This is a genomic window from Bacillus cereus group sp. RP29, from assembly GCF_040459765.1.
GTDB classification, from domain to species: Bacteria; Bacillota; Bacilli; order Bacillales; family Bacillaceae_G; genus Bacillus_A; species Bacillus_A paranthracis.
Map to the genome: position 1 here is coordinate 2913697 of NZ_JARVHN010000001.1, position 23814 is coordinate 2937510.

A 23814-nucleotide genomic window follows, 5' to 3' on the forward strand; every position below is an offset into this window, starting at 1 on the left:
TTCCCCCTAACGAATTAAATCATTTACAGTCTTTAATAAAGTCGGTCCGCCAAGAGGTGTATATGCTTGCGGCGGTATAATACCGCACGGGATAGATTCCTCTTCTGCGAATTTTTTAACAGAATCAAATCGATGTCTAACTTGAGGTGCAACCATTACAACGTCCCAGCCATTCTTTACTTCTTCCTCTACCTCATTTGTTCCAATCGCATGCACTTCCATGTTCATACCCTTTTTCTCCGCCTCCTTTTTTAAAGCGTTTACAACAATTGCGCTGGACATTCCTCCAGAACAAACGAACAAAACCTTCATTTATGAATCCTCCTATACTTATAATTTATTCCCCTTCAAATGAAAGGAAGTTTCACTTTACTAACAAGCATATGAAGTAGTAAATGAATTTAGTTATAATGAAAGTAAATTTCAGTAAAAATATTTTTCCTATTAAATTAATGTTTCAATATTTATTTTTCTCAATTGTAAGAACAACCTCATCTCGGATATCATAATAGTTAACCACATAATAGGGAGGCGTATAAATGATTGTTAAACGTTTATTAATGATATGTTGTATCGTCATCTTTTTTATTCCTTTCACTTTCATTTCCCCTCACTCTACTTATGCTGAAGCTAATACTACGTATAAAAAACATGAATTACGTGCTGTATGGATCGCATCTGTTCTTAATATTGATTGGCCCTCAAAAACCGGCTTACCCATCGAAAATCAAAAACAAGAGTTTATTAGATTATTAGACGATGTTAAAAACACCGGTATGAATGCAGTCGTTGTACAAATCAAACCAACCGCTGATGCCTTTTATCCTTCAAATTACGGTCCTTGGTCTGAATACATTACGGGCACACAAGGAAAAGATCCTGGTTATGACCCACTCGCATTTATGGTCGATGAAGCACATAAAAGAAATATAGAATTCCACGCATGGATTAACCCATACCGAATAACGATGAATCACACTGATATAAATCGATTATCAAATAATCACCCTGCAAAACAACACCCCGATTGGATTGTACCTTATGGCGGGAAGTTATATTACAATCCCGGTATTCCGGAAGTGAAAAAATTTATAACTGAAGGTGCTTTAGAAATCGTGCAAAATTATGACATTGATGCGCTGCATATGGATGATTATTTTTATCCATATAAAGTAGCAGGTGAACAATTCCCCGATCAAAAAACGTACGAAACGTATAATAACGGTAGATTTACAAATATAGAGGATTGGCGACGTAACAATGTAAATGAACTTGTAAAAGATTTAAATACTGCTATAAAACAAGAAAAATCATACGTAAAGTTTGGCATAAGTCCGTTCGGCGTATGGCGAAATATAGCTGACGATCCAACTGGCTCTAACACAACTGCAGGTCAAAGGAACTATGATGACCTTTACGCTGATACACGTGAGTGGATACAAAAAGGATATATTGACTACATTACACCGCAAATATATTGGAATATTGGTTTCACACCAGCTGCATATGACATTTTAGTAGATTGGTGGGTAAAAGAAACAACTAATAAACCGATTCACCTATACATCGGTCAGGCGGCCTATAAAATTAATAATAATTCTGTCCCAGCTTGGTCTAATCCAGAAGAATACCCAAGACAAATTGAATTAAATCGGTTATATCCTGAAATAAAAGGTAGTATGCATTTTAGCTTGAAAGATATTAATAACAATCCACTAGGAATTAAAGATAGACTCTCAAAAGACATATATAAATATCCTGCATTAATCCCCTCTATGCCTTGGCTTGATCATGATCCACCAAAACAACCGACTTTAAAAGGTGCTATTCCAAGAGATGAAGGTATTGCTGTAGGTATTATTGACGATAGAGAGAATGATTCTGCTTATTACGCCATTTACCGCGTGAATGGAAAAAGTGAAGTGAATATAGAAAATCCGAAAAATTTACTTACTACTGTAAGAAAGACAAAGCCTGGAGAAATTTATGTAGATAAAACGGCTATCCCTGGAGAAACATATACGTATGTAGTAACTGCGGTTGATCGATTGCATAATGAAAGTGTTGCTTCTAGTCATACTACCGTTAAAGCAAAATAACAACTAATAAAAAAACGCCTTAAAGCTAAGTATTATAGCTTTAAGGCGTCTTTTTTATTTATTCTTAAACTTCTCAGTCGCTGCTCTCATCTTCACATTCAAATCGTGATCAATCGAGTCGCGAATGTCCCTCTCTACTACTTCCATTTCTTTTTGGAAATTTTGTAAGTAGACTTTCAATTCTTCTTCTTTTTCAGGACGTTGTGATGGTGGTAATTGCACCACTAAAGATAACATCGCTATTAAATCTTTCATTAAGAACGTTTCAAGTTTATGTTGTTGTTCAAACATACGTTGCTCTTGATAGTACGGCAGTGCATTTAATACTGAAATTGTAATATCATCAACTGTTTTTTGTAATGAAGGATTTATTGAACGCTTATACGCTTGAATTGTATTTAATGCATCTGGATATCGATCATAAAAATACAATTTATAAAACGATAAATCTGTCGGTTTTACTGTTTGCTGCGTTTCTTGTCTTAAAAAATCTTTCACTTTTATCGCAGCTACATCAATATCTTCATTTGTAAGTTTTTTCGTTGTTTTTGCCATTACATGTACTTTTTTCTGTTTTTCTTTCGGTAACATTGAGAATACTTGCTCTCTCGTACGTTGGCTCGATGCACAGAAAAGAGTGTTTAATGTATGTTGCTCTTTTTTTCCTTCCGTGCGAATCCAGCGATAAAAGAGTGGATGTTGTGTAAATTCTTGTAGAAACGGTAATGATTTATTCGATAACTTTTCTAAAGAATCGTGTGCTCTTTTATATGGCTTCGTCCATGAAAAATACAGTTTTCGTCCGAAATATACGACTAAAACAACGACCGTAAATGCGATTAAAAGCAATGTACCGAGTAATAATAGTACGGTTTGAATGAAACTCATTTTTTCACCTCCTCTAAAAGTCTGCTATTTTCTTGGGCGCTGAATGAGCTTTTGTTTCATTTCATCATTAAATGTGTCTAGTTCAATAACAAACTTCTTACTTGACTCGATAATACGTTCTGATGATTTCTCAGAAGCTTCAATCGCAGCAAATACATTTTGGAATGATTCGCGTAATTTATCCATGCTAATTGCAGGATTTTCAAGAAGTTTTGTTGTTTCTTCTGTATTTTGTTTTAACGCTTGGGAATTACTTAATACCATGGATTCAATTGCTTCATTTGTTGCATTCACTGCATCAATTGTTTTACGTTGATTCGTTAATGCTAGCTGAATCGCAGCAGAAACTGTTACAACGTTTTGCGTCATCGTAATTGCATTACGAATTGCCTCTGTTAACTTTTCATTATTTTTCTTAATAATGTCTACTGATGCGATAGATTGTAATAACACACTTTTCGCTTGTTGCATATTGCGCGTACGTACGAGTATCTTTTCTAATGCATCATTAATTAATGGAATATCCCTTTGACGTTCTGGATTTTGTTTCTCAGCTTCCAGCATGCCAGCAAGTTTTTTCCCTAAGTATACTTGCTTATCAAGCGCGTGAATTTTATCGTGTGATTGTTCCTTAAGCATCTCTAGGCCAACAGTATCTTCTTGTAAGTTGTCACGGCCAATTAGAAGCGATCTTATAATCTCCTCAATTTGCTTATCTATAGATTGGTATTTATGCACGTATGTTTCAAGTGGATTTTTCTTGAATACTTTAAACATAATTTTCTTCATACCACTTGCTTTTAATGAATTCGGATCAAGCTCTGATACTACTTTACGTAATTCTAACAATGTATTCGGGATTTCTTCATTTTTCCCGTTCATCATCGCTGTGACAGGACGTTTTAATGCTGATAACGTTTGTCCTGCTGCTTGTTGTTCTTTATCCCCTAAATCTCCTAGCTGAGACAATACTTTCGATAAATCTGTATTTTGCTCGCTATTTAATTTTTGTACATAAAGATCGGCTTCTTTATTTAATTCATCAAGTTCTTCATCTTTTATAACTGTATCAACTACTACTTCTACATTATTATCTTTCACAATTGATACGGGTTCTTTTTTCTCGAGTTCAGTCAACAAAATCGCTCCTTTATTTATATGTGCGAATTTATGTGCACTATATTTCATCTAATATATTGTATTTCATGTGCAAACAGCCTATATGAAATCAATTTTCAAGAAATACCTGCTTATGCAGTCATTCCCTGTTTCTTACTATAAGTATACCTGTAAACAACATAATTTTCCTCAGACTTAAGACCTAGAGACCGACATGCTGAAGGCGGATTCTTCGTATGTTACGTATATAAATTACGACCTTCCCATCCTACTGTACTCAATCTTTTGACATACACCCTTTTTCAATGTGATAATTATATTGCGTTCAATCCTATTGCTTCTTACGCGCTACAAATGCACCATTTTGAAATGCCAATAACACTGTTTCAAACATTTTATCTTCTTCAATCATTTTTATAAACTCAGCTAATTCACTCGCATGAGAAGTAGCATTATCGACAACAAGAAGACCTTGTGGTTGTAAAATGCGTTTTATATGTTCAAGCCACCACATGTATTGCGTACGCTCTGAATCTAGGAAAATAAAATCAAATGAATGATCTAGTTGTGAATCTAAAAATGCCCCTGCTTCTTGATTGTGAACATCAATCCTTTGCAACAAGTTTGCCTTTTCAAAATTGACAAGTGCCTCTCCAACTCGTTCTGAAGAAAGCTCCACAGTTGTTACATTTCCATTTGTTTCTTCTACCGCATTAGCTAACCACAATGTAGAATAACCATTAGAAGTTCCAATTTCTAAAATGTTTATTGCGCTACACCCTTTTACTAAAATTGATAAAAATTGCCCCATCTCACGAGAAATATTCCGTAATTTTTCTTCCCGTGTTTTTTTATTTCGATCATGCTCTTCTCCATATTGTTCAAGTTGAAATAATAATGAATTTAATGTATCCATTTTTTTCATCGCCTTTCTAAAGCAATATGATGAAAAAGCTCTTGTTGCTCGTCTACTTTCATTATATGCGAAACAAAAACCTTTTTCTCGTTATATGACAAAGATTTATAATTTTTTATAGCATATTGTTTCGTTTTTTGGTAAAGTTAATTTCTACGTGCAATTATTCCATTCATACTATTTTTAATTCAATTGCAGTTGTTAAATCATATAAACCCCATTTAAATGAATCGGTATTTCAAATTCAATTAAGCGCCCTTTCCGGACGCATTTTCTTTGTTTATATATTTCTAGAAGAAAGGATGCTTACAAATGAACGTGATTAGCTTAGATGCTGCTCGAAAACGAAAGCAGCACAAAAAATTAATGATTACTATACCGATTATTACACGTATTTATGAAGAAGACGGGGAAATTAAATTTGAGGTAGCTGGCGAAAAAGATGTACCTCTTGAAATGTTAGAAAAATAATAAAAAGACGCACTTCTAAAGAAATGCGTCTTTTTTATACTATTCTATTTAAGTGCATAAGTTTTTCAGGATTAACCATCATATAAATATTTGAGATTTTCTCATTCTCAAATGTGAATGAAAGTACATAAGTCACTTTGTTTTTCACTTTAACAATAACACCTGGGGCACCATTTACTATCTTATAATCAACATTGTACGCTGATGGGAACTTACTTCTAATTCCAGAGAATAAACGAATAATTCTATCTGCAGAATAGATTGGATGAATCGCAGTTGTAACTTTACCACCACCATCTGCTTTCAATATCGCATCTGTTTTTAATACTTCTAACATACCTTGCGCATCACCACATTGTAGTGATGATACAAACTTTTCAACATAATCAGCCATTTTCTTCGTACTTAATGTTGATTGCTTCGGCTTATCCAATATACTATTTCGTGCCCGTTGAAAGATCTTTCTACAGTTCACACTACTCTTATCAACAATTGAAGCTATTTCTTCGTATTCATAACTGAAAACCTCTCTTAATATGAAAACAATCCTTTCTACCTCAGACAGTTGTTGTAAAAGTAATAAATATGCTGTGGAAAGGGATTCTTTCATAACAAATGACTCTGATGGCTCATTACTTTCTTCTACAAGTGGCTCTGGTAACCACATCCCTACGTACACGTTACGTTTATGCGCTGCCGAACGTAATTTGTCAATTGAACGATTTGTCGCCATCTTACACAAATATGCTTTCATATTTTCTATAGACTGAAGATCCTCTATATTATTTAACGAGATAAATACATCCTGAACGATATCCTCAGCATCCATAACACTCCCAAGGATTCTATATGCTAACGAAAATAATAATGGTTGATACGCTTCATATAATTGCTCCGTTTCCATGATGAACTCCCTCACTTTCTAATTGCTTTAAAATGTGTAACGCTGCACGTTTTCCACTTGCTACTGCAGCATCAGCTAATATTTCATCATGCCCAGTCCAATCACCTGCAACGTAAACACCTGGCATTTCAGGGATATTAGGACCTGATTTTTCAACTCGGTTTATATGAGGAAAATCATATACTACTGTTATTTTCGGTAAATATTGTTGCGCAACAACTTCTCTTTTCCAATTTGGATGTAGCAAATCCATTGTACTTTCTAACTGTTCTTTATCTTCATGAGTATGTTTCATCTCTAGTACAGGATTATGGTACTTAATTAAACTCACTGCAATTGATCCATCATCACTTAATTTAGCTGCTCTTGATTGATTCGTGAAAAATATAGGCTGATCTAACCCTAACGCAAATTGATGTGTCGGATTAGGTAATCGTCTCAAACCAATATCTAATGCAGCAACAGTAACCGGTACCGATTGTTCACTCCATCTATACAAACTTGTTCCTTCCACACCTTTAATTATGTTACAAGCTTCTTTCGGTGGAGTCGTCACAATGACTGTACCTACTTCAAATACCTCATCATCAAAACAATATATTCTTTGTTTATCTTCGTAATGCTCTATTTCCAAAACATGCTTTTTATCCAAAAATTGCACCCCGGCATGATTCGCAATGTCTCTTAATTTTGTTATTATCGTCTCCCAGCCACCATCTACATAAAATACCCCATCTTTTATCGAAAGCTGTATTTGCTTTAGTACAGATGATGCTAATTGTATTGTAGGAGCAAACGTATATGTTGTTGTTCGGCATAGCGCATAAAATATATTGCGAACCATTGGATCTTTTATTTCATTTTCTGCCCATGTAGTTAGGCTCACTTTTTGAACTTTTCTTACATCTAAATTCCCTAAACGAATCATAAGACGTGAGAATTGTACTTTTGCAGACCACGAAAGTAGTGGTGTTGATAAAATTGAACGGAAATCTGTTGGTATGGTGAAAATATCCCCTTTCCATATTCCATGTGCTTTTGTAGATGGAATTCCACCCGGTAGATTCATACCGAGCTCATTAAAAGTTAAAAATGCGGCTCCTCCTCTATATAAGGCGTGTGCACCAAGATTCATACAGATCCCATTTTTATTAATAGTCATCCCTCGACCACCAAAGCGATTGGACTTTTCTAAAACAATCACTTTTCTTCCAGCTTTCGCTAAATATATAGACGCTGTTAATCCAGCAAGGCCACCACCAACAATTGCTACATCAAATTTCTTCATAATAAAATCCCTCCTTATCGTTCTACATACAAGACGAACGATTAAGGAGGGATGTGACATGAAAATATATTTTTACTCATCTATTTTATTACATTATTTTTTTATTCGGTCATATTGCATACGAAATAACTCAATTGCAAATGGTATATCCTCTTCACTCTTTATATAATAACTGATCCATCCTGATTCAGGTAATACGTGATGTGGTTTGACCAATCCTTGGTTTACTAATTCATCCCGCTTTAACTTTGGAAATGGTAAATCGACTAACTTATCTCCATGCAGATGACCAAGTTCTTTCTTACCGTAATTTATTTCAATGCCGCCAAATCGATGCGGTTTTTCAGAAACACCCGCCCAGCTGAGCACTTCATTTCTAATCATTTCACTAAATGACATGAACCTTCACCCCTTATTAATGATTGATGTAATATTAAATTAACACGTTCTTTACTTTTTTCCATCAATCCAAAGTATGAATGGATATACGAATATAGTTTCATCTCAACACCTTTATTTTTTACATAATTAAAATAATTTCAAAGGGGATTTATTCTATTATGTAGAATTACTATTAAAAATAATTTTAAGGGACGGATTTATATGAGCGAGGTATTATTACAAAAGGCAAATTATCTACAATTTAATGAATTAAAACTCTTGAAAAAAGCTATTTTAATAACAATTTAAAAACTAAAGTCAATATGAATAATACTGAACAAACAATTATCATTCAAACACAATTAGCAAAAACATTAAAAGATAACGGCATTTTTTCTTTATTAAATAATAGAACTGCAAATATCCAATCCATATCTTATAAAATAATGAATGATACAATTGTGCATAACAATTTATTAACTACAGATCCAATTGCGTTCCACAATCTAGTATCGTACGAACTATTTGAAAATACCATAACGGCTTATACTTCAGATTTACAACCTATTTATTTACCAGATGGTGCTACAATTATTGATTTTACTTTCTCTGCATTTCCAAAAATTGCACATAACATGAAAAATGCAAAAGTAAACGGTATACCTGTTCCACTTAAAACAAAGGTATCCCATTTTGACGTCATAGAAATCTACTTTGATTTAAAACAAAACTTGGTATTAGATTGGCTCAATTATGCCAATACCGCTAAAGCACAATTAATTATTCAGCAAAAACTATCATAAAAAATAGACCAATGCTTCTTATAAAAAGTATTGGTCTGTTTTTTATGATACGAAATACACCCCATATTCTTTATGGAATAAGCAAATTTAATAAGATACCAACAACTGCACACAACCAACAATAGACACATATCCTAATTTTGTAACCTTACTTACTAATAGAAAGGCAGGTAATACAATTGAGTTCCAATATCGACTACACTTCCCCCTCAATTAATTTCACTTATGATTTAAATAAAAGTAATTTTTTTCAGAAAGATGCTCAAAACTATATAAACGTACTTGGCAAGAAACAATTAAATATGTTAGAAAACACTTCTTTATTAGATATCTATTTAAGTACAGGAAATGTTGTAGAGCCGCACATACATCAAAATGCAGCTGAACTTGTTTACTGCATTTCAGGCTCTGCAGTTGTTTCTTTACTTAATCCTTTTACAAATCAAATATTAAACTTACCAATAAAACCGGGGCAAGTTGCCAACATTCCACAAGCGTGGTGGCATTATGAAATTGCTACAGCAGATAACACTCATTTATTAGCAATCTTCGACGCACCAACACCAGAAGTTATTTTTGGTTCTGACATGTTAAGATTAACTCCCACTAATATAATGGCCCATACTTACTGTCTCGATGAGCAACAATGGAAACAAGCGGTATCCCCTATTCAATCCACTACAGTAATCGGTCCTCCAGCAAATTGTAATCAGAACCGCGGAACGATACCCCCTGCAACTCATCCTCCTAATCCACAACAAAATTTATATTACCAAAATTCATATTATTTTCCTCTTTACTGGGGATATTAATTTATATTATGAAAGGACAATTATTTATCTCCTCGGAAAATACGTAGGAGATTTTTTTATTATATACCCATTCCTATTTATTATCGTAACAATTAATAGAATAGCTACATATAATAGTTATATATTTAATTGGAGGTGATAGTACTATGAGTAATTATAACTATCGAAAAAACTACTCTCATAATAAAAATAGTAGTTCATCAACATCCTCTCAGTCTTCGAATTCTCAATCTTCCAATTCCCAATCACAAAGAGACTTAGCCAATCAAGGCTATGTAAAGAAAAAAGGATGTAACTGTAATAAAAACAAATAGTTGATTACTAATTTGTACAATAACATTTTAACACTCACGATAAATAAATTACTTCCCTTTTATTTAAAAGATGAATTCTGTTTTTAATAGAATTCATCTTTTTTATTTATAGATAATTTTTCAAATCATATAACTTATTCCATAAACAATAGATTATAAATCATTAATTTTGATTTTTTTAACAAAGAGTACTTTCTCAATTGATTTATCACCTATCTTTCCATAAAATATAGCCCACCCTAATAAAATTAGGATGGGCTATATACAAACGCCAATTCAAATTTCAAACAGGCGTTGTAACAAACTAGACGATATTTATACCTGCACTTACAAATCCAGCTACTGCAGCTATTGGACTTGCTGCTGTTAATGAAACGTATAGTAGTATTTTATCTCCTGCAGCTACTGGGATAGCATCAGGTATAATACCTGATGCTGTAGAACCAATTGCGATTGCAGCAAATGCTGGTGTTAATAATAGAGGTGCACCCTGTACTGTAAACGTATTACTTGCTGCAGGTGCAGTTAATATTTGTATCTGCACTTGAACAGGTGATAATGGAGATAATGCAGCTGTTGCACTAAAGAAACCTGCTAATGACGTAATAACACCTGCGCGTGGTGCTACAAATGCATAATCACCTACACCCAACGCTAATGTGATACTAGTTCCACCTGTTAAAGCTATACCAGGCTGACTAAATCCAAATCCAAGAAGAGTTCCTGTATTTGCTACTAATGCGTTAACTAACGCAGCTGGTGTTGTACCCGAAGCGAATGGAATAATAGCTCCGCCACCAGTTGCTCCTGTTGCTCCCGTTGTTCCCGTTGCTCCTGTTGCTCCCGTTACTCCTGTTGCTCCCGTTACTCCTGTTGCTCCCGTTGCTCCCGTTGACCCTGTTGCTCCCGTTGACCCTGTTGATCCTGTTGCTCCCGTTGCTCCCGTTGGAATATAAATTGGCGGAAGAACCGGAAAAGTAGGTCCAATATTTTCTGGTCTTACCATACCTTTATTCAAAGATAATTTTTCATCGCTGTTCAATTTACTACCTCATTTCACATTTTGTTTACTAATTAACAAAATAAACCCTCTATCATTTTAGAAAAATTCCATAACTACTTTTTCATACTCAAATGATTTTACATAAAGTAAACTTTTTACCGTTACTATAACTAGTAGTATTAATATAATAAAATGATAGTTCCATTCCAAAATACTAAATCGCTACTATTAAACTCTTCGACTCCACTTTCCGGATCTATTTTTTCTCCCGCATTATCAACTTCAAATTATAATAATAATTTAATAATTAATTTAACTGCTGGTAATACAATTTCACTTCAACTATTCGGCGTATTATCCATAGTTAATTTAGTTGGAGGTGGTTCAACAGGCGCCTCTTTAACAATTATACGAATCGATTAAAAAATGATTCATTCTTTTTATAATAATCATTCTTAAATGCTAAAATAGTAACTACTAGGTCATTCCTTTAGTTTATATTTTAATAACTTCACGTAAGTGATTATGCAATAAGAAATACTTTGTACTATATTCATAGTACAAAGTATCTATACTAAATTTTCCGTATATACATTATCAATTTACACTCCTCACTGCTAATGTTACATTGAACATGAAGATAGTTTCTCAAATGCGAACCATCTCAAAACATATTTGAGAAACATACCCCAATCCTATACGCGAGAGCAACACTATGTTGACACTCAAATGAGTGTCTTTTTTTGTGGATTATAAAAAATAAAAACCATCTCTTATAGATGGTTTTATCATTACGCCTTTCTTTGTTTTTCAAGGTAGCTGTAAATTTATGAAGTTGAATAATAAATAGTCATATTTAACCGGGTTTGCGTTCTTCCAAAATTACGATAGGAATGCGGTCTATCCGCCTTAAAGCGAATTGAATCCCCGCTATTTAATTTATACTGACAATCATTTATTTCAATTGTCAATTCCCCTTCAAACACCGTTATAAATTCTTCAGTCCCTTCTTTATGACCTTCCGAATTTAACTTTCCTTCTGTTTCAATTTCAACCGTATAGATTTCAAAGTTCCTATCATCTTGGAAAGGAAAAGAAGGATACACTTTATATCTTCCATTGTCTTCTGATAATACTTGAACATCATTTCGTAAAACAACTTTCGTATCCGGTTGCGGATTATTGATTAAAGAAGTAAAAGACACTTTCAAACCATTCGCAATTTTCCATATCGTTGTTAATGTTGGACTTGACTCTCCACGTTCAATTTGTCCAATCATCGTTTTACTCACACCTGTTAATTGGGAAACCTTTTCTAAACTTAATTTTTCTTTTTCTCGAATTGTTTTTAAATTTTTCGCCAGAATAAGTTGAATTTCTTCCATAAGAAACACCCCTACACTATATACAATATAACGACCGTTATGTATAATAAAAAGCACACGTTATATAGTTCTTTTCAGTCATTATAACATACAAAATACTTAGGGGGTTTTGAAATGCCTATATTTTCTTTTTTGTTATTTGTTTTTATAAGTAGCTTCACACCCGGACCCAACAATTTTTTAGCTATGACATACGCTAATCAACATGGTTTAAAAAGGAGTATGCAATTTTGCTTCGGAGTAGCTTTCGGTTTTTTCATCCTCACTTCCTTATGTAGTTTCTTTAATATTGTATTAATTAAAATCCTACCTATAATCGAATTCCCTTTAAAAATCTTAGGTGTAGCATATATGCTATATTTAGCTCTTAAAATACTCACAAGTAAAACTAGCATAAATCCCAATGAAAAATATAATAAAAATTTATTTACAGTTGGGATTTTCCTTCAGTTTATTAACCCTAAAGGAATACTATTCGGACTAACTGTAGTATCAACTTTTATTCTTCCTTACTACAATTCATATTCAAGTTATCTACTTTTTTCATTATTTCTAGGTGTAGTTGGATTAATGAGCACATTTAGTTGGACATTATTCGGTTCCATGTTTCAAAAACTTTTGTTGAAGCATACTAAATCATTTAACATCATTATGGCCGTTTTATTAGTTTTCAGTGCGCTTTCCATTATAACCAATTAAATTTCCTTTATTAAAAAAGAGGATTACTCAATAAAAGTATCCTCTTTTTGAGGCCGAGTGATTTTTCTGTTTCACTAAAATAAAATCTTTACTTAACTTCATACCACCAGCCTCTACGCTCAAGGTAATCCGTCATTCCTTTAAGTTGCGGCCTCTACTTTTTATCATTCATTTTAAAATCTCTTTATAATAATACAGAAAAATACGCTATAATATAAGTTATTGTTCTTTAGGAGGGGTTTAATGGCTGATAAGTATAAATTTTTAATTCTTGTTGTTACAGCATTTTTTTCTTTCTTTTCCTTAATAAAAGATTTCCGTAACACTTCAAAAAGTTTCTTTTGGGGAAGCTTTGCAATTCTAACAAGCTTTATATTATTATTAACACACGCTTTAGAGTTAACTCCAATACTTCTCCATTCAGCCCAGATGGCTCTTGAGATTATTACAATACCTCGTAAATTATTGTTCCCGTCTGGCACTGAAGTTTCTAGTATTTGCTAACAATTCGTGTATCTAAAAAAATTCAAGTCTATATTTCTAATTATCTTTATAAATATAAAAATGCGGTTTCTCCTTTCTAGAGAAACCGCACCCTATCAAAAATTCTTCTTAAATTTTAAACTGACTCGTATACAGATCAAAGTAAAATCCTCTATCTTCCATGAGAGATTCATGGTTCCCTTTTTCCAAAATACTTCCATCTTTTATAACAAGGATTTGATCTGCTTTTTCAATCGTTTTCAGTCGATGAGCGATTACGAAACTTGTTCGACCTCTCATTAAATTGTTTAGTCCTTCTTGTATTTGTAATTCTGTTCTCGTATCAATATTAGATGTTGCTTCGTCGAGAATTAATATATCTGCATCTGCTAAAATTGCCCTTGCAATTGCAAGAAGTTGTTTCTGTCCTTGACTTAAATTCGATCCTTCTGAAGCTATTTTTGTTTCATATTGATTCGGTAAATGTTTTATAAAAGAATGTGCAGATGCTGCCTTAGCTGCATTGATTACTTCTTCATCACTCGCATCTAATCGCCCATAACGTATATTATCCATAATCGTCCCAGCAAATAAATACGTATCTTGTAAAACTACTCCTATTTTACTTCGCAACGAATTCATATCATATTCTTTTATGTTTTTTCCATCAATATGAATTTGTCCTTGCTGTATATCGTAAAAGCGCGTTAGCAAATTAATGATTGTTGTTTTGCCCGATCCAGTTGGACCTACTAAAGCAATTGTCTCCCCTGGCCGCGCTTTAAGACTCACTTCTTTTAAAATCGTTTTATTTTCCTCATACCCAAATGAAACATTCTCGAGTGCAACATGTCCTTGTAAATTTTGTACAACGAATGCATCTTTTTTATTTTTGATTTCCGGTACTTCATCCATAATTTCAAAGACACGTTCCCCACCAGCCACTGCCGCTTGAATCGTATTCATTAAAGTTGCGAATTGACTGAGTGGTCTTGAGAATTGACGAGAATAATTAATAAAAGCTGCAATGACACCTACTGTTGTCATTCCATTTAAAGCCATTACTGACCCAGTCCCAATTACAAGTCCCATACCTAAGTTGTTAATAAAGTTCATACTCGGAAAAATAAAAGCTGAAAATGTATCCGCCTTCGTTGCAGAAACTCTTAGCTGTTCATTAATTTTATTGAAATTTTGTACGGTTTCTTTTTCTTTCCCATATAACGTTGTAACATCCGCACCTGTTATAGCTTCCTCAATAAATCCATTTAATTCTCCTAAATCTTTTTGACGCTTTGCAAAGTTTTTACCACTATAAGCAACTAGTTTTTTTGTAACGAAAAACATAATAGGTACTGTAATTAAAGTAACAATCGCTAAAATCCAATCTAATGCGAACATCGCAATCGTCACACCTATAAAAGTTAGCGCTGATGAAATAATTTGTACAACACTTTGTGTCAACGCTTGATTCAAATTATCTATATCATTTGTTACACGACTCATTAAATCCCCTTGAGAACGTACATCAAAGAACCGTAAAGAAAGCGTTTGGATTTTCTCAAAAATATCTTGTCTTATTTTTTGTATCGTTTTTAATGCAACGTTAACCATGACAAATGTTTGTAACCAAGTTAAAAACACTGTAATACCATAAATTGCGATAAGTAACATGCACATTCTTGCTGTGCCATTTAAATCTTTCGGTACAATATATTGATCTATAATTACTCCCATTAAATAAGGACCTAATAATCCAAGTAACGTTGTAGCAAATACTAAAAATATAACGAACGTAAGAGCAACTTTTTGATACCCCATATAGTTCCATACTCGCATTACAGTTCCTGTCGTATTTTTAGCTTTCCCTAACTTAGGCGCGTTACGTCCACCTTTATTAGCAAATTGCCCTTGAAAATTACGCATGTTCTTTCCCACCTTCCTTATACAAATTGCCACCTTGGGAAAGATAGATTTCTTGATAAACCTCGCATTGTTCTAACAGTTCTTTATGTGTACCATCACCAACTAATTCACCATTATCTAAAACGAGAATTTTATCAGCATCTATTATTGATGAGATTTTAGAAGCAATTAATAATGTTGTTGTTCCTTTATATTCTCTCCTTAATGCTGATTGAATGTTAGATTCTGATTTAGCATCAACTGCTGATGTAGAATCATCTAATACAAGAATAGATGGCTTTCTCACAAGCGCCCTTGCAATGGATACACGTTGTTTTTGTCCACCTGATAAATTCGTCGCACCTTGTGTTACATGATATTGATAAGAATCTTCCAGTTTGTTAATAAACTCAGTCGCACAAGCTGATGAAGCCGCCACTTCCAGCTCTTCCTTCGTTGCATCTTCTTTTCCATAACGTAAGTTCTCTTCTATACTACCTGAAAACAACAATGCCTTTTGAGGTACAAACCCGATTGAACCACGAAGTTTTTGTAAATCGTATGCCTTAACATTTATTCCATCAATACATATTTCACCTTGATCAACATCGTATAAGCGTGGTAACAATTTTGCTAAAGTAGATTTACCACTTCCTGTAGAACCGATAACCCCTACTTTTTCACCTTTACATATGCGAAATGAAATATCTTTTAAAACATATTCATTATTTTTCGTATAACTATAACTAACATTTTTAAAATCAATATTCCCCTCAATTTCCTTAGGTACAAGCGCATTTGTTTCGCTCGTAATATCAACCTCAGTATTTAAAACTTGCTGTACTCGATCCGCAGACGGAAATGCTCGCGCGATTTGCATAAATACCATACTGATAGACATAAGTGACATTAAAATGATATTCAAATAATTTATAAACGCTAATATAGCTCCTACTTGAAGAGTCCCGTTAAATACTTTTTCTCCACCAATCCATAATGTTGCGACAATCCCTCCGCTTACAACTAACATTATGATTGGCATCATTAAGGAAATAAGCTGCACCGCTCGAATATTTATCTTCGTTAAATTTGTATTAACATTTCCAAACTGATTAATTTCATATTTTTGTCTTACATACGCTTTAATAACACGTACTCCAGATAAATTTTCTTGTAACTTTGTATTCACTTTATCTAATGCTTCTTGCACCTTTTTGAACGTCCCGCTCGCTTTACTCGCAATGAATATAATGGCAAGTAATAAAATTGGAACGACTACGAGTAATATAGGAAATAACTCGCGTGCTGTCACAAAAACAATTATGATACTTCCGATAAATAACAAAGGACCACGAACGAGAACACGTAATGTCATCGTCATCGCCGATTGAATAGATGTAATATCATTTGTCACTATCGTTAATAACTTTCCAGTTCCAAACGAATCACGATTTTCACTAGAAAATGTTTCTATTTTCGTAAACACATTTTTTCGTATGTCAGTAGCGAAATTAACAGCTGCTTTTGTAGAATACATCATACACCCAAGCCCTCCAACTAAACCGAGTGCTGCAGCTCCTATCATAAGAAGTCCCATTTTTATTACATAATTCATATCCCGATTTGCTATCCCAACATCAATAATATGTTGCATAATAGTCGGTTGAATTAAGTCCATCGCAACCTCAAGTACCATAAATAGTGGTCCAATAATAGCGAAGAACATGTATGGTTTTAAATACTGTAATAATTTACGAAATGATTTCATACATAATCTCCTTTTCCCATGAAATTACCCCCTAATAACTCATATCCCTCCTTATTTAAGCGCTGTAGTTTGTAATTTCTTTCTTATTCCTATTATATTATGTAAATTAATATTTAACATTATTAAATGATAAGCATTAATGACTTTACGGTCAATAAATGTGCTTTTTATTATATACATATAAAAACCGCATTCCTAATGAAAAGAATACGGTTTTTCATCTATATTTTTTCAGTTGTAAACTCTAAAAACTCAGTCTCAAATCCATTATTTTTAGACGGACTACACGTGTAAAAACCTATTTTAATAGGCTTATTTCCTATATCCTCCATCAAATGAGCGATTCTTATTTGTTCCCATTGGTGGATCTTCTTCACATATATTGTATAATCACCACGTTCACGAACAATTCGAAAACGCAGTTGCTCGTTAGCTAATTCTGTCGGAAAGTCTTGCGTGGACCAATCGGAATATCCATTATTCGTTACGACAGCTCCTAAATGAGATGGACCATCTGGAATATATTCTAATGAAGTTTTCAGCCAACACTTTTCCGAAACCATAACAAAAAGACCAGCTTGATCGAATTTTGAATTTGGATTCATACGCAATTGAACTTCAGCTTGAAAGTCTGTCATCGTCTCTGTATAAAATACATGACCATTCATTACTTCGAATCCATAATGTGTTTTAAGCCAAAAATCTGTTTCGGCTTTCGAGCGGACAATAAGCGCATGATTGTTATTAAGCTTATAATATTCAGGTACATTCATTATAGTAAGTTGCTCAATATGTTCTGGTATATGTGATATTTTCATAGTTCCTCCCTAATAAAGCATCTATATACACATTTAAAATTCTACTAATACTGGGAATTTATAACCTTTCAAATCCAACTCTCTATTACTTCGAACCATTAAATACTTACTTGATTGTAATTCTGTAAACTGTACATCCTCAACCCCTAATTGATCTGGAGAGAAGTAAAATTCGATTTCTGTAAATCTTTCAGCGATCTCCCCACATATTTCATCTAAAACTGGAATTACTGGTGCAAACACTCCATATAATTTCAACTTTTCATTATCTACTTCATACACAATTAGAGCATCGAGTTTCTCTGAATAATACAATTTCTCATTACATTCCGAATTGTACATATTCAAATAAAACGAAGGACGGAAGTTTAATGTTGAAAAATTATTTGAAAGTCTTTGGCTACTATCTATAGTTTCATGTATTAATTTTCTATCCTCTTCCATATAATAATCTAGCTCTCTAAGTAAGGAATCATTATTATTCTTTTTATCATATGGAATAGTCATCAAATACTCCTGCACAACTTTAAAACCATATGATGTATATAGTTCAGGTTTTTCCGTAAACAATAATGTGCATTCACATTTCTTATCGATTTCTTCTATCATTTTACTCATTAATTGTGTCATGAGTCCTTGTCTTCGAAAATTAGGGTGTGTCATCACCGATTGAATGCCTGCTGCATTTATTCTTTCACCATTCACTAGCAATGGTAACGAGAATACCGCAACGTTTGCAATCGCTTTATCTTCTTGTAAAAATGATAAAGCTTTATATGTATCATCCCAATAACCTCTCTCTGAAAAATCATGCAATGTTTGACTTGAAATCCCAAACACTTCTTCAAATAAAGGAAATAACTGCTCTCTTTTCGGTTCTTCTAAAAGAAGTTTTTCAAAACTTTCAACATTCCCCATGTTGTCCCTCCATATGTTAATTCCATCAAATTAGATATAGTTGTAGAACCTGCTCTTAAAGTAATAGGTCTTACCAATCAATATACTATCATAAAATATAAAAAAAAAGTCTAATTAATTTTATGTTTCGACTATTCGAAAACAAGTCGAATAAAACAATATTAGGATTTTTGGATATTAATGAGTTTATTATATAAAAATAGCGCTTTCTAATTCGTTTTTACTAATAGAAATACACTATTTATAATAAAAGATTTTTATTCTTTTATCCCTTCAAGTCTTTCCTTCGTATTAATTTCTTCTCCACTTATACGCTTTTCAAAAGACTTTCTCCAACTACTTGAAAGTGCATTTACTTCTAATATCCTTTTTATCCCTTCAATATTTTGCTTTTCCTTGTGCATGATACGGTTAGCAAACGCTACTGAAACACCCTTTGGATCAGACTGTAGTCTTTTTAAAGTATCGACTGATGATACCCATCCTTCTTTTAATACGCGAAAATAAAACCCTGTATATCCTGTTTCTTGAAAATATAGTGGTAACTTCGGGATATTGTATTTCTTAGCTAATTTAAAACAAGGTTGCCTTGGCTGCGTTACTTGTACAACTGCTTCTCCAATTTGAAATGTATCACCAATACAAACATCCTCTTCGCGCATATCACTAACTGTTATATTTTCTCCGAAAGCCCCATATACAAGATCTTGATTCAACTCTTTTTCCCAGTATGGATAGTGATCACCAGTATAAACACAAACTGCTTTATCTACTCCTCCATGATGAACTAAGTCAGCTTGTCCATCCCCATTAAATTTTACAAAAGATAAATATACCGGTTCCTTTACTTGTTTCTTATTTATGCCTGTATGAATTACTTTTCCGCCGTATGTAACCTCTTTTGGTAATCCTATATTTAAAGATAATAATTGATATTCATTAGCCATTCTATTGCCTCCTTTAAAGGTGTTACATGTATTTTCTCTCGGTTAATTTTTATAACCCTCTCTGTTATATAAAGATGATTATAAAACCTCTAAAATCATTGTTCAATTCAATTATTTATATAATAATGATAGGTATATCCTATTATTATACTTGAGGTGATTCCAATCGAATTACGACAACTTGAATACTTTTTAGCTGTTTCAAAAGAATTACATTTCACAAAAGCAGCTGAGAAATTAAATATTTCACAGCCTTCACTAAGTCAACAAATACGTGCATTAGAGCATGAAGTTGGAATGCCCCTTTTCGATCGAATTGGTAAAAAAATATCTTTAACCGAAGCTGGGAGGATTTTATTATTACATAGTAAAACAATTTTTCATGAAGTTGAACAAGCCCGTTCTGCTATTCAAGATTTAAACGGATTACAACAAGGTTCCTTAACAATTGGATCATTATTAACCGTCGTAAATTACTTACTACCACCAGCTATTTTAAATTTTAATAATTTATATCCCAATATAGAACTTTCTGTATTAGGACTTCGCACAGGAGATATTCGTGAAAAATTATTACAAAACGAACTAAATATTGGCATTACATTTCTACCAGTGCACGATAAAGAAATTATTTCTATCCCTCTCTACAAAAGTGAACTTATAATAGTCGTACCAACTGGTCATCAATTAGCTGAACATAATCATGTATCTATTGCTGAATTGCAGAATTACCCTTTAATTCTTTTACCTAAAAATTTCTTTTTAACCGAATTAATTACATCCCATTGTCAAAAATTCAACTTTAAACCAAAACCAATTTTAGAAATTAGTACAATGGAATCTTTAATCCAAATGGTTTCAAAAGGCATGGGGATTACAGTTTTACCAAAACCGTATATAGACTTTTTACAAAATAAAAACATTCAAGCTATTAAAATAGAAAATCCTACTCCAATAATAGAAATAGGGCTTATTTATAGAAAAGATAAATATATGTGTGCTGCAACTCGAGAATTTATTAAACAATTGAAACTAACCGTACATTCTTTACAAAATTAAACGAACAAAAGAGATTATCCTATGAAGTCATTTCATAACGACCTAGTAGAATAATCTCTTTTCATAATGAAATAAAGTATTAACTATAAATTTTAGTGTACCTTTTTGGAAATTGGAATATATTTTGTAAAATAAGCCCCAACTAACAATAATACGATTGAAAATAGCACTGTCAACATACCGCCGAACTGAAACCAATATGCGAACAAATTAAAAATTGCAAGTGAAAAGAAACAAATTGAAGTTAATGCACTCTTCAATCCTTTTATTTCTGCTTTTTTTCTTTTTTGATACGCAATATACATGGAAACGGCTAAAAAAATGATAAAAACAAACATTAATAAAATGTTTAGCATCGGTAATCCCTCCAGTATAAATAACCTCCTTCGGTGCTACCATATTACCCCATTTACCCTTTTGGAATCAATTTATTATTCTCTTCTCTCCAAAAATCAGTATAAGTTTTATTTTCAAAGTTCACATTCACCTCAGAAAAAGGAAGACTCCCTCCAACCTCCAACGAGTACCAGTCATTTAAAAGTGGAGACCCGAAACAAATATTCATTGTGCATTCATGCAAATCAAATAATACGGAATGTAAAGTTCCAAACCATTCTTCATAATTATGCACCGTCAGCCCGGCAGGATATTCTTTTTGTACTAATCCTTTTAAAGACTCTATACTCACTTGTTCATTTCGATTTAAATGTTCATACAATGTGTGATATCGGTTTGTAGATTGTTCTAATCTTCTACTATTCAGTTTTTGAATAGGTAAACTAATTGCGTGGTTTGTTGATACGATAAAATCTTGGCTTTCCTCAACAATTGTGATTATTGATTTATATCCATCAAATATTTCAATACATACTGCATCTACAGGGTCGGCTACTATTAGATTCATATTACTAGCAATTGGTATTTCTTCTATTAGTGACTTAGCCTCCTGCACATTTTTGCATTTCTCCAATAATACTCTAATGACCGCAAAACATTGTAAACCACTTACCGCTGGCTTTCTTAAACCCGCAATATTTCCAACCGGTTGACCACATGCTGAAAATGTAACAGATAATCCATGCTCGTTAACTCCTTCCGTTCGGCCAAAATATTGAGTAGAAAAGCCACTATGTGCATATGCACCTTCAACATGAGTCGAACAAAAACGCATATCATCTATTACTGGTGACAAATCATAGTTTCTTAATACATAAGTATGCTTTAAATCTGTCTTTTTAGGTAAAACAGCACAATGGCTACAACCTGCTTTTAATAGTGTTTGATAATAATACATCATATTTTCAGATGAAATTTTTAATACTTCACAAAACCCTTCAATCTCTTCATTAATTCCTGGACAATAATTATGTAATATGTTCCTAGATTCTGTCCAATGCTGATGCGATATTAAATTTTCTTTCTGTATAAATTGCGGAATAAGGTAAGGATGTTGTTTTACAAATTCCCCTTGTTGCTTACCGATTTCATAATGACTTCCTTTTAGCGATGAAAAATACCCCTTTACTTGATACATCTAATTCCCCCTTATTGAATTTATCCATATCGTACCAAATAAATTGTATTCATTCTTGATGTTTTTTACTGTCTTTCAAATCAAATACGGCTGGAATAAAGCGAACAGTTATAAAATAAAAACTAGGAAACTGTAATCTTTAACAGTTCCCTAGTTTCCTTCATACTAAATGATTCCCTCTTCCACCATCGTTTCTGCAATTTGCACCGAGTTCCACGCCGCACCTTTTAATAAATTATCGGAAACGATCCAAAGATGGAATCCGTTTGGTGTATCAGGATCTTTTCTAATTCTACCGACAAATGTATCTATTTTCCCTTCTGCGTATAATGGCATTGGATACAGCTGTTCACTAGGGTTATCCTGCAAAATAACACCTGGTGCATCAAACAATACTTCTTTAATTTCTGCAACAGTTGCTTCTTTTTCAAGCTCTATATAAACCGATTCTGAGTGACCTGATATAACTGGAACACGCACACAAGTAGCTGCCATTTTCAAGTTTGGGTCTTCTAAAATTTTCTTCGTTTCTTGTATCATCTTTACTTCTTCAAAGGTGAAATCATTATCCGTGAATATATCTACTTGAGGAAGTACATTAAATGCAATTGGATAATGTTTTTTATCTTTTTTCGCTGGTAATATAGTACTCTCCACTTCTTCACCTGCAAGTATTGACTTAGCCTGTTCTTTTAATTCTTGAATTGCATGAATACCAGAACCCGATACAGCCTGATAAGTGGAAACGATAATTCGTTCTAATCCGAATACTTTTCGTATTGGCTGAAGAGCTGTTACCATCTGTAATGCTGAACAATTCGGAACTGCTATTATCCCTTTATGTTCCTTTAAAGTGTGCGCATTTACTTCCGGAACAACAAGAGGTACATCACGTGCCATTCGATATTCACTTGTGTTGTCAATTACGATGGCACCGCTAGAGACAGCTTGATTTACAAATTGTCTAGAAACTTCTCCTCCAGCGCTAAAAAAGGCAATATCTACCCCTTCAAAGCTATTTATTTTTGCTTCTTGTATAATGATCTCTCGCCCTTTAAATTGTACTGTCTTACCAGCCGATCTTTTTGACGAAAGTAACGTAACTTCAGTTATATTAAACTTTGTTTCTTTTTCTAACAGTTCAATAATTTTCTGACCTACTGCACCCGTAGCCCCAACAACAGCTACATGATAGCCCTTTTCACTCATCTTTTCTCCTCCAATGTTAAATGAATAAATATTTCTACAATTTCATTTTATAAGGAATTTAATCATTTGGAAAATTGAAATACGTGATATA

The 23814-nt window shown here is 33.2% G+C and carries 22 protein-coding genes and 4 pseudogenes; 8 read left to right on the forward strand and 18 right to left on the reverse strand.

Annotated features, from left to right (window positions below; translation table 11 throughout):
- Positions 1-6 precede the first annotated feature (6 nt).
- Positions 7-312, reverse strand: coding sequence for a PTS sugar transporter subunit IIB (locus tag QCI47_RS15550; protein WP_000865887.1), 306 nt, complete (start codon positions 310-312; stop codon positions 7-9).
- A gap of 227 nt (positions 313-539) precedes the next feature.
- Here QCI47_RS15550 and QCI47_RS15555 point away from each other — a divergent pair, with 227 nt between their 5' ends.
- Positions 540-2099, forward strand: coding sequence for a glycoside hydrolase family 10-like protein (locus QCI47_RS15555; RefSeq protein WP_262718194.1), 1560 nt, complete (start codon positions 540-542; stop codon positions 2097-2099).
- Between the two features lie 54 nt (positions 2100-2153).
- On the opposite strand, the gene QCI47_RS15560 is transcribed toward QCI47_RS15555, so the two are convergent.
- From QCI47_RS15560 to QCI47_RS15570, 3 genes are all read right to left on the reverse strand, one after another.
- A complete protein-coding gene (locus QCI47_RS15560; protein ID WP_000008365.1) occupies positions 2154-2987 on the reverse strand; it encodes a DUF3974 domain-containing protein in 834 nt (277 codons plus the stop codon).
- Positions 2988-3011: 24 nt separating this feature from the next.
- Positions 3012-4124: a toxic anion resistance protein gene (locus QCI47_RS15565; RefSeq protein WP_000137402.1), complete on the reverse strand. Its 1113-nt coding sequence runs from the start codon at positions 4122-4124 to the stop codon at positions 3012-3014.
- A 313-nt stretch (positions 4125-4437) separates the two neighbouring features.
- Complete coding sequence (locus QCI47_RS15570) at positions 4438-5031, reverse strand: O-methyltransferase (RefSeq protein ID WP_001997477.1); 594 nt, start codon at positions 5029-5031, stop codon at positions 4438-4440.
- Positions 5032-5334: 303 nt separating this feature from the next.
- Here QCI47_RS15570 and QCI47_RS15575 point away from each other — a divergent pair, with 303 nt between their 5' ends.
- The gene (locus QCI47_RS15575) at positions 5335-5493 is read left to right on the forward strand and encodes a hypothetical protein (RefSeq protein WP_001100984.1); all 159 of its coding nucleotides are present in this window, start codon (positions 5335-5337) and stop codon (positions 5491-5493) included.
- Positions 5494-5527: 34 nt separating this feature from the next.
- On the opposite strand, the gene QCI47_RS15580 is transcribed toward QCI47_RS15575, so the two are convergent.
- From QCI47_RS15580 to QCI47_RS15590, 3 genes are all read right to left on the reverse strand, one after another.
- Positions 5528-6397 (reverse strand): RNA polymerase sigma-70 factor, encoded by an 870-nt coding sequence (locus QCI47_RS15580; protein ID WP_000447135.1) that lies wholly within the window; start codon positions 6395-6397, stop codon positions 5528-5530.
- The gene (locus QCI47_RS15585) at positions 6375-7685 is read right to left on the reverse strand and encodes a phytoene desaturase family protein (protein ID WP_000712990.1); all 1311 of its coding nucleotides are present in this window, start codon (positions 7683-7685) and stop codon (positions 6375-6377) included. The genes QCI47_RS15580 and QCI47_RS15585 overlap by 23 nt, the downstream gene beginning before the upstream one ends.
- Positions 7686-7778: 93 nt before the next feature.
- A complete protein-coding gene (locus tag QCI47_RS15590; protein WP_000010324.1) occupies positions 7779-8084 on the reverse strand; it encodes a luciferase domain-containing protein in 306 nt (101 codons plus the stop codon).
- Between the two features lie 260 nt (positions 8085-8344).
- Between QCI47_RS15590 and QCI47_RS15595 the strand changes: the two are divergent.
- Together QCI47_RS15595 and QCI47_RS15600 are read left to right on the forward strand one after the other, a co-directional pair.
- Positions 8345-8869, forward strand: a pseudogene (locus QCI47_RS15595) (TGS domain-containing protein); the annotation flags it as partial.
- Positions 8870-9048: 179 nt separating this feature from the next.
- Positions 9049-9681, forward strand: a complete 633-nt coding sequence (locus QCI47_RS15600; protein ID WP_309422729.1) for a cupin domain-containing protein — start codon at positions 9049-9051, stop codon at positions 9679-9681.
- 618 nt (positions 9682-10299) lie between these two features.
- Here QCI47_RS15600 and QCI47_RS15605 read toward each other — a convergent pair.
- Positions 10300-10941 (reverse strand): annotated as a pseudogene (locus tag QCI47_RS15605) (exosporium glycoprotein BclB-related protein); the annotation flags it as partial.
- 279 nt (positions 10942-11220) lie between these two features.
- Here QCI47_RS15605 and QCI47_RS15610 point away from each other — a divergent pair.
- Positions 11221-11421: pseudogene (locus QCI47_RS15610) on the forward strand (BclA C-terminal domain-containing protein); the annotation flags it as partial.
- 404 nt (positions 11422-11825) lie between these two features.
- On the opposite strand, the gene QCI47_RS15615 reads toward QCI47_RS15610, so the two are convergent.
- Positions 11826-12440 carry a helix-turn-helix domain-containing protein gene (locus QCI47_RS15615; RefSeq protein ID WP_116777243.1) on the reverse strand — a complete coding sequence of 205 codons (615 nt, stop codon included), beginning with the start codon at positions 12438-12440 and terminating at the stop codon, positions 11826-11828.
- Positions 12441-12497: 57 nt separating this feature from the next.
- Between QCI47_RS15615 and QCI47_RS15620 the strand changes: the two genes are divergently transcribed.
- Positions 12498-13082 (forward strand): LysE family translocator, encoded by a 585-nt coding sequence (locus QCI47_RS15620; protein ID WP_071742207.1) that lies wholly within the window; start codon positions 12498-12500, stop codon positions 13080-13082.
- An 88-nt stretch (positions 13083-13170) separates the two neighbouring features.
- Here QCI47_RS15620 and QCI47_RS15625 read toward each other — a convergent pair.
- Positions 13171-13230, reverse strand: a pseudogene (locus QCI47_RS15625) (N-acetylmuramoyl-L-alanine amidase C-terminal domain-containing protein); the annotation flags it as partial.
- Positions 13231-13325: 95 nt separating this feature from the next.
- Between QCI47_RS15625 and QCI47_RS15630 the strand changes: the two are divergent.
- Positions 13326-13586: a hypothetical protein gene (locus tag QCI47_RS15630; RefSeq protein WP_046197421.1), complete on the forward strand. Its 261-nt coding sequence runs from the start codon at positions 13326-13328 to the stop codon at positions 13584-13586.
- A 108-nt stretch (positions 13587-13694) separates the two neighbouring features.
- Here QCI47_RS15630 and QCI47_RS15635 read toward each other — a convergent pair whose 3' ends face one another.
- From QCI47_RS15635 to QCI47_RS15655, 5 genes are all read right to left on the reverse strand, one after another.
- The gene (locus tag QCI47_RS15635; protein WP_071742208.1) at positions 13695-15491 is read right to left on the reverse strand and encodes an ABC transporter ATP-binding protein; all 1797 of its coding nucleotides are present in this window, start codon (positions 15489-15491) and stop codon (positions 13695-13697) included.
- Complete coding sequence (locus QCI47_RS15640; protein ID WP_000834810.1) at positions 15484-17238, reverse strand: ABC transporter ATP-binding protein; 1755 nt, start codon at positions 17236-17238, stop codon at positions 15484-15486. Before QCI47_RS15640 ends, QCI47_RS15635 begins: the two co-directional genes overlap by 8 nt.
- A 221-nt stretch (positions 17239-17459) precedes the next feature.
- Positions 17460-18056 (reverse strand): DUF1349 domain-containing protein, encoded by a 597-nt coding sequence (locus tag QCI47_RS15645; protein WP_071742210.1) that lies wholly within the window; start codon positions 18054-18056, stop codon positions 17460-17462.
- 33 nt (positions 18057-18089) lie between these two features.
- Entirely contained in the window at positions 18090-18974 is an 885-nt protein-coding gene (locus QCI47_RS15650) for a GNAT family N-acetyltransferase (protein WP_353811851.1), read from the reverse strand.
- 257 nt (positions 18975-19231) lie between these two features.
- Complete coding sequence (locus QCI47_RS15655; protein WP_001262994.1) at positions 19232-19921, reverse strand: MOSC domain-containing protein; 690 nt, start codon at positions 19919-19921, stop codon at positions 19232-19234.
- A gap of 156 nt (positions 19922-20077) precedes the next feature.
- Between QCI47_RS15655 and QCI47_RS15660 the strand changes: the two genes are divergently transcribed.
- Positions 20078-20980: a LysR family transcriptional regulator gene (locus QCI47_RS15660; RefSeq protein ID WP_000612252.1), complete on the forward strand. Its 903-nt coding sequence runs from the start codon at positions 20078-20080 to the stop codon at positions 20978-20980.
- 92 nt (positions 20981-21072) lie between these two features.
- On the opposite strand, the gene QCI47_RS15665 is transcribed toward QCI47_RS15660, so the two are convergent.
- From QCI47_RS15665 to QCI47_RS15675, 3 genes are all read right to left on the reverse strand, one after another.
- On the reverse strand, positions 21073-21336 hold the full coding sequence (locus tag QCI47_RS15665) for a hypothetical protein (RefSeq protein WP_000932117.1): 264 nt from the start codon (positions 21334-21336) through the stop codon (positions 21073-21075).
- Positions 21337-21389: 53 nt separating this feature from the next.
- On the reverse strand, positions 21390-22514 hold the full coding sequence (locus tag QCI47_RS15670; RefSeq protein WP_000285217.1) for a C45 family autoproteolytic acyltransferase/hydrolase: 1125 nt from the start codon (positions 22512-22514) through the stop codon (positions 21390-21392).
- A 165-nt stretch (positions 22515-22679) separates the two neighbouring features.
- A complete protein-coding gene (locus QCI47_RS15675; protein WP_001290626.1) occupies positions 22680-23723 on the reverse strand; it encodes an aspartate-semialdehyde dehydrogenase in 1044 nt (347 codons plus the stop codon).
- Positions 23724-23814 lie beyond the last annotated feature (91 nt).

What these genes read in the sequence shown, in the direction of transcription:
- QCI47_RS15570 (WP_001997477.1), bottom strand. Translation starts at nt 5,031, where the DNA reads ATGAAAAAAATGGATACATTAAATTCATTATTATTTCAACTTGAACAA.
- QCI47_RS15620 (WP_071742207.1), top strand. Translation starts at nt 12,498, where the DNA reads ATGCCTATATTTTCTTTTTTGTTATTTGTTTTTATAAGTAGCTTCACA.
- QCI47_RS15655 (WP_001262994.1), bottom strand. Translation starts at nt 19,921, where the DNA reads ATGGCTAATGAATATCAATTATTATCTTTAAATATAGGATTACCAAAA.
- QCI47_RS15585 (WP_000712990.1), bottom strand. Translation starts at nt 7,685, where the DNA reads ATGAAGAAATTTGATGTAGCAATTGTTGGTGGTGGCCTTGCTGGATTA.
- QCI47_RS15630 (WP_046197421.1), top strand. Translation starts at nt 13,326, where the DNA reads ATGGCTGATAAGTATAAATTTTTAATTCTTGTTGTTACAGCATTTTTT.
- QCI47_RS15635 (WP_071742208.1), bottom strand. Translation starts at nt 15,491, where the DNA reads ATGCGTAATTTTCAAGGGCAATTTGCTAATAAAGGTGGACGTAACGCG.
- QCI47_RS15640 (WP_000834810.1), bottom strand. Translation starts at nt 17,238, where the DNA reads ATGAAATCATTTCGTAAATTATTACAGTATTTAAAACCATACATGTTC.
- QCI47_RS15550 (WP_000865887.1), bottom strand. Translation starts at nt 312, where the DNA reads ATGAAGGTTTTGTTCGTTTGTTCTGGAGGAATGTCCAGCGCAATTGTT.
- QCI47_RS15580 (WP_000447135.1), bottom strand. Translation starts at nt 6,397, where the DNA reads ATGGAAACGGAGCAATTATATGAAGCGTATCAACCATTATTATTTTCG.
- QCI47_RS15650 (WP_353811851.1), bottom strand. Translation starts at nt 18,974, where the DNA reads ATGGGGAATGTTGAAAGTTTTGAAAAACTTCTTTTAGAAGAACCGAAA.
- QCI47_RS15665 (WP_000932117.1), bottom strand. Translation starts at nt 21,336, where the DNA reads ATGCTAAACATTTTATTAATGTTTGTTTTTATCATTTTTTTAGCCGTT.
- QCI47_RS15555 (WP_262718194.1), top strand. Translation starts at nt 540, where the DNA reads ATGATTGTTAAACGTTTATTAATGATATGTTGTATCGTCATCTTTTTT.
- QCI47_RS15645 (WP_071742210.1), bottom strand. Translation starts at nt 18,056, where the DNA reads ATGAAAATATCACATATACCAGAACATATTGAGCAACTTACTATAATG.
- QCI47_RS15675 (WP_001290626.1), bottom strand. Translation starts at nt 23,723, where the DNA reads ATGAGTGAAAAGGGCTATCATGTAGCTGTTGTTGGGGCTACGGGTGCA.
- QCI47_RS15560 (WP_000008365.1), bottom strand. Translation starts at nt 2,987, where the DNA reads ATGAGTTTCATTCAAACCGTACTATTATTACTCGGTACATTGCTTTTA.
- QCI47_RS15590 (WP_000010324.1), bottom strand. Translation starts at nt 8,084, where the DNA reads ATGTCATTTAGTGAAATGATTAGAAATGAAGTGCTCAGCTGGGCGGGT.
- QCI47_RS15575 (WP_001100984.1), top strand. Translation starts at nt 5,335, where the DNA reads ATGAACGTGATTAGCTTAGATGCTGCTCGAAAACGAAAGCAGCACAAA.
- QCI47_RS15670 (WP_000285217.1), bottom strand. Translation starts at nt 22,514, where the DNA reads ATGTATCAAGTAAAGGGGTATTTTTCATCGCTAAAAGGAAGTCATTAT.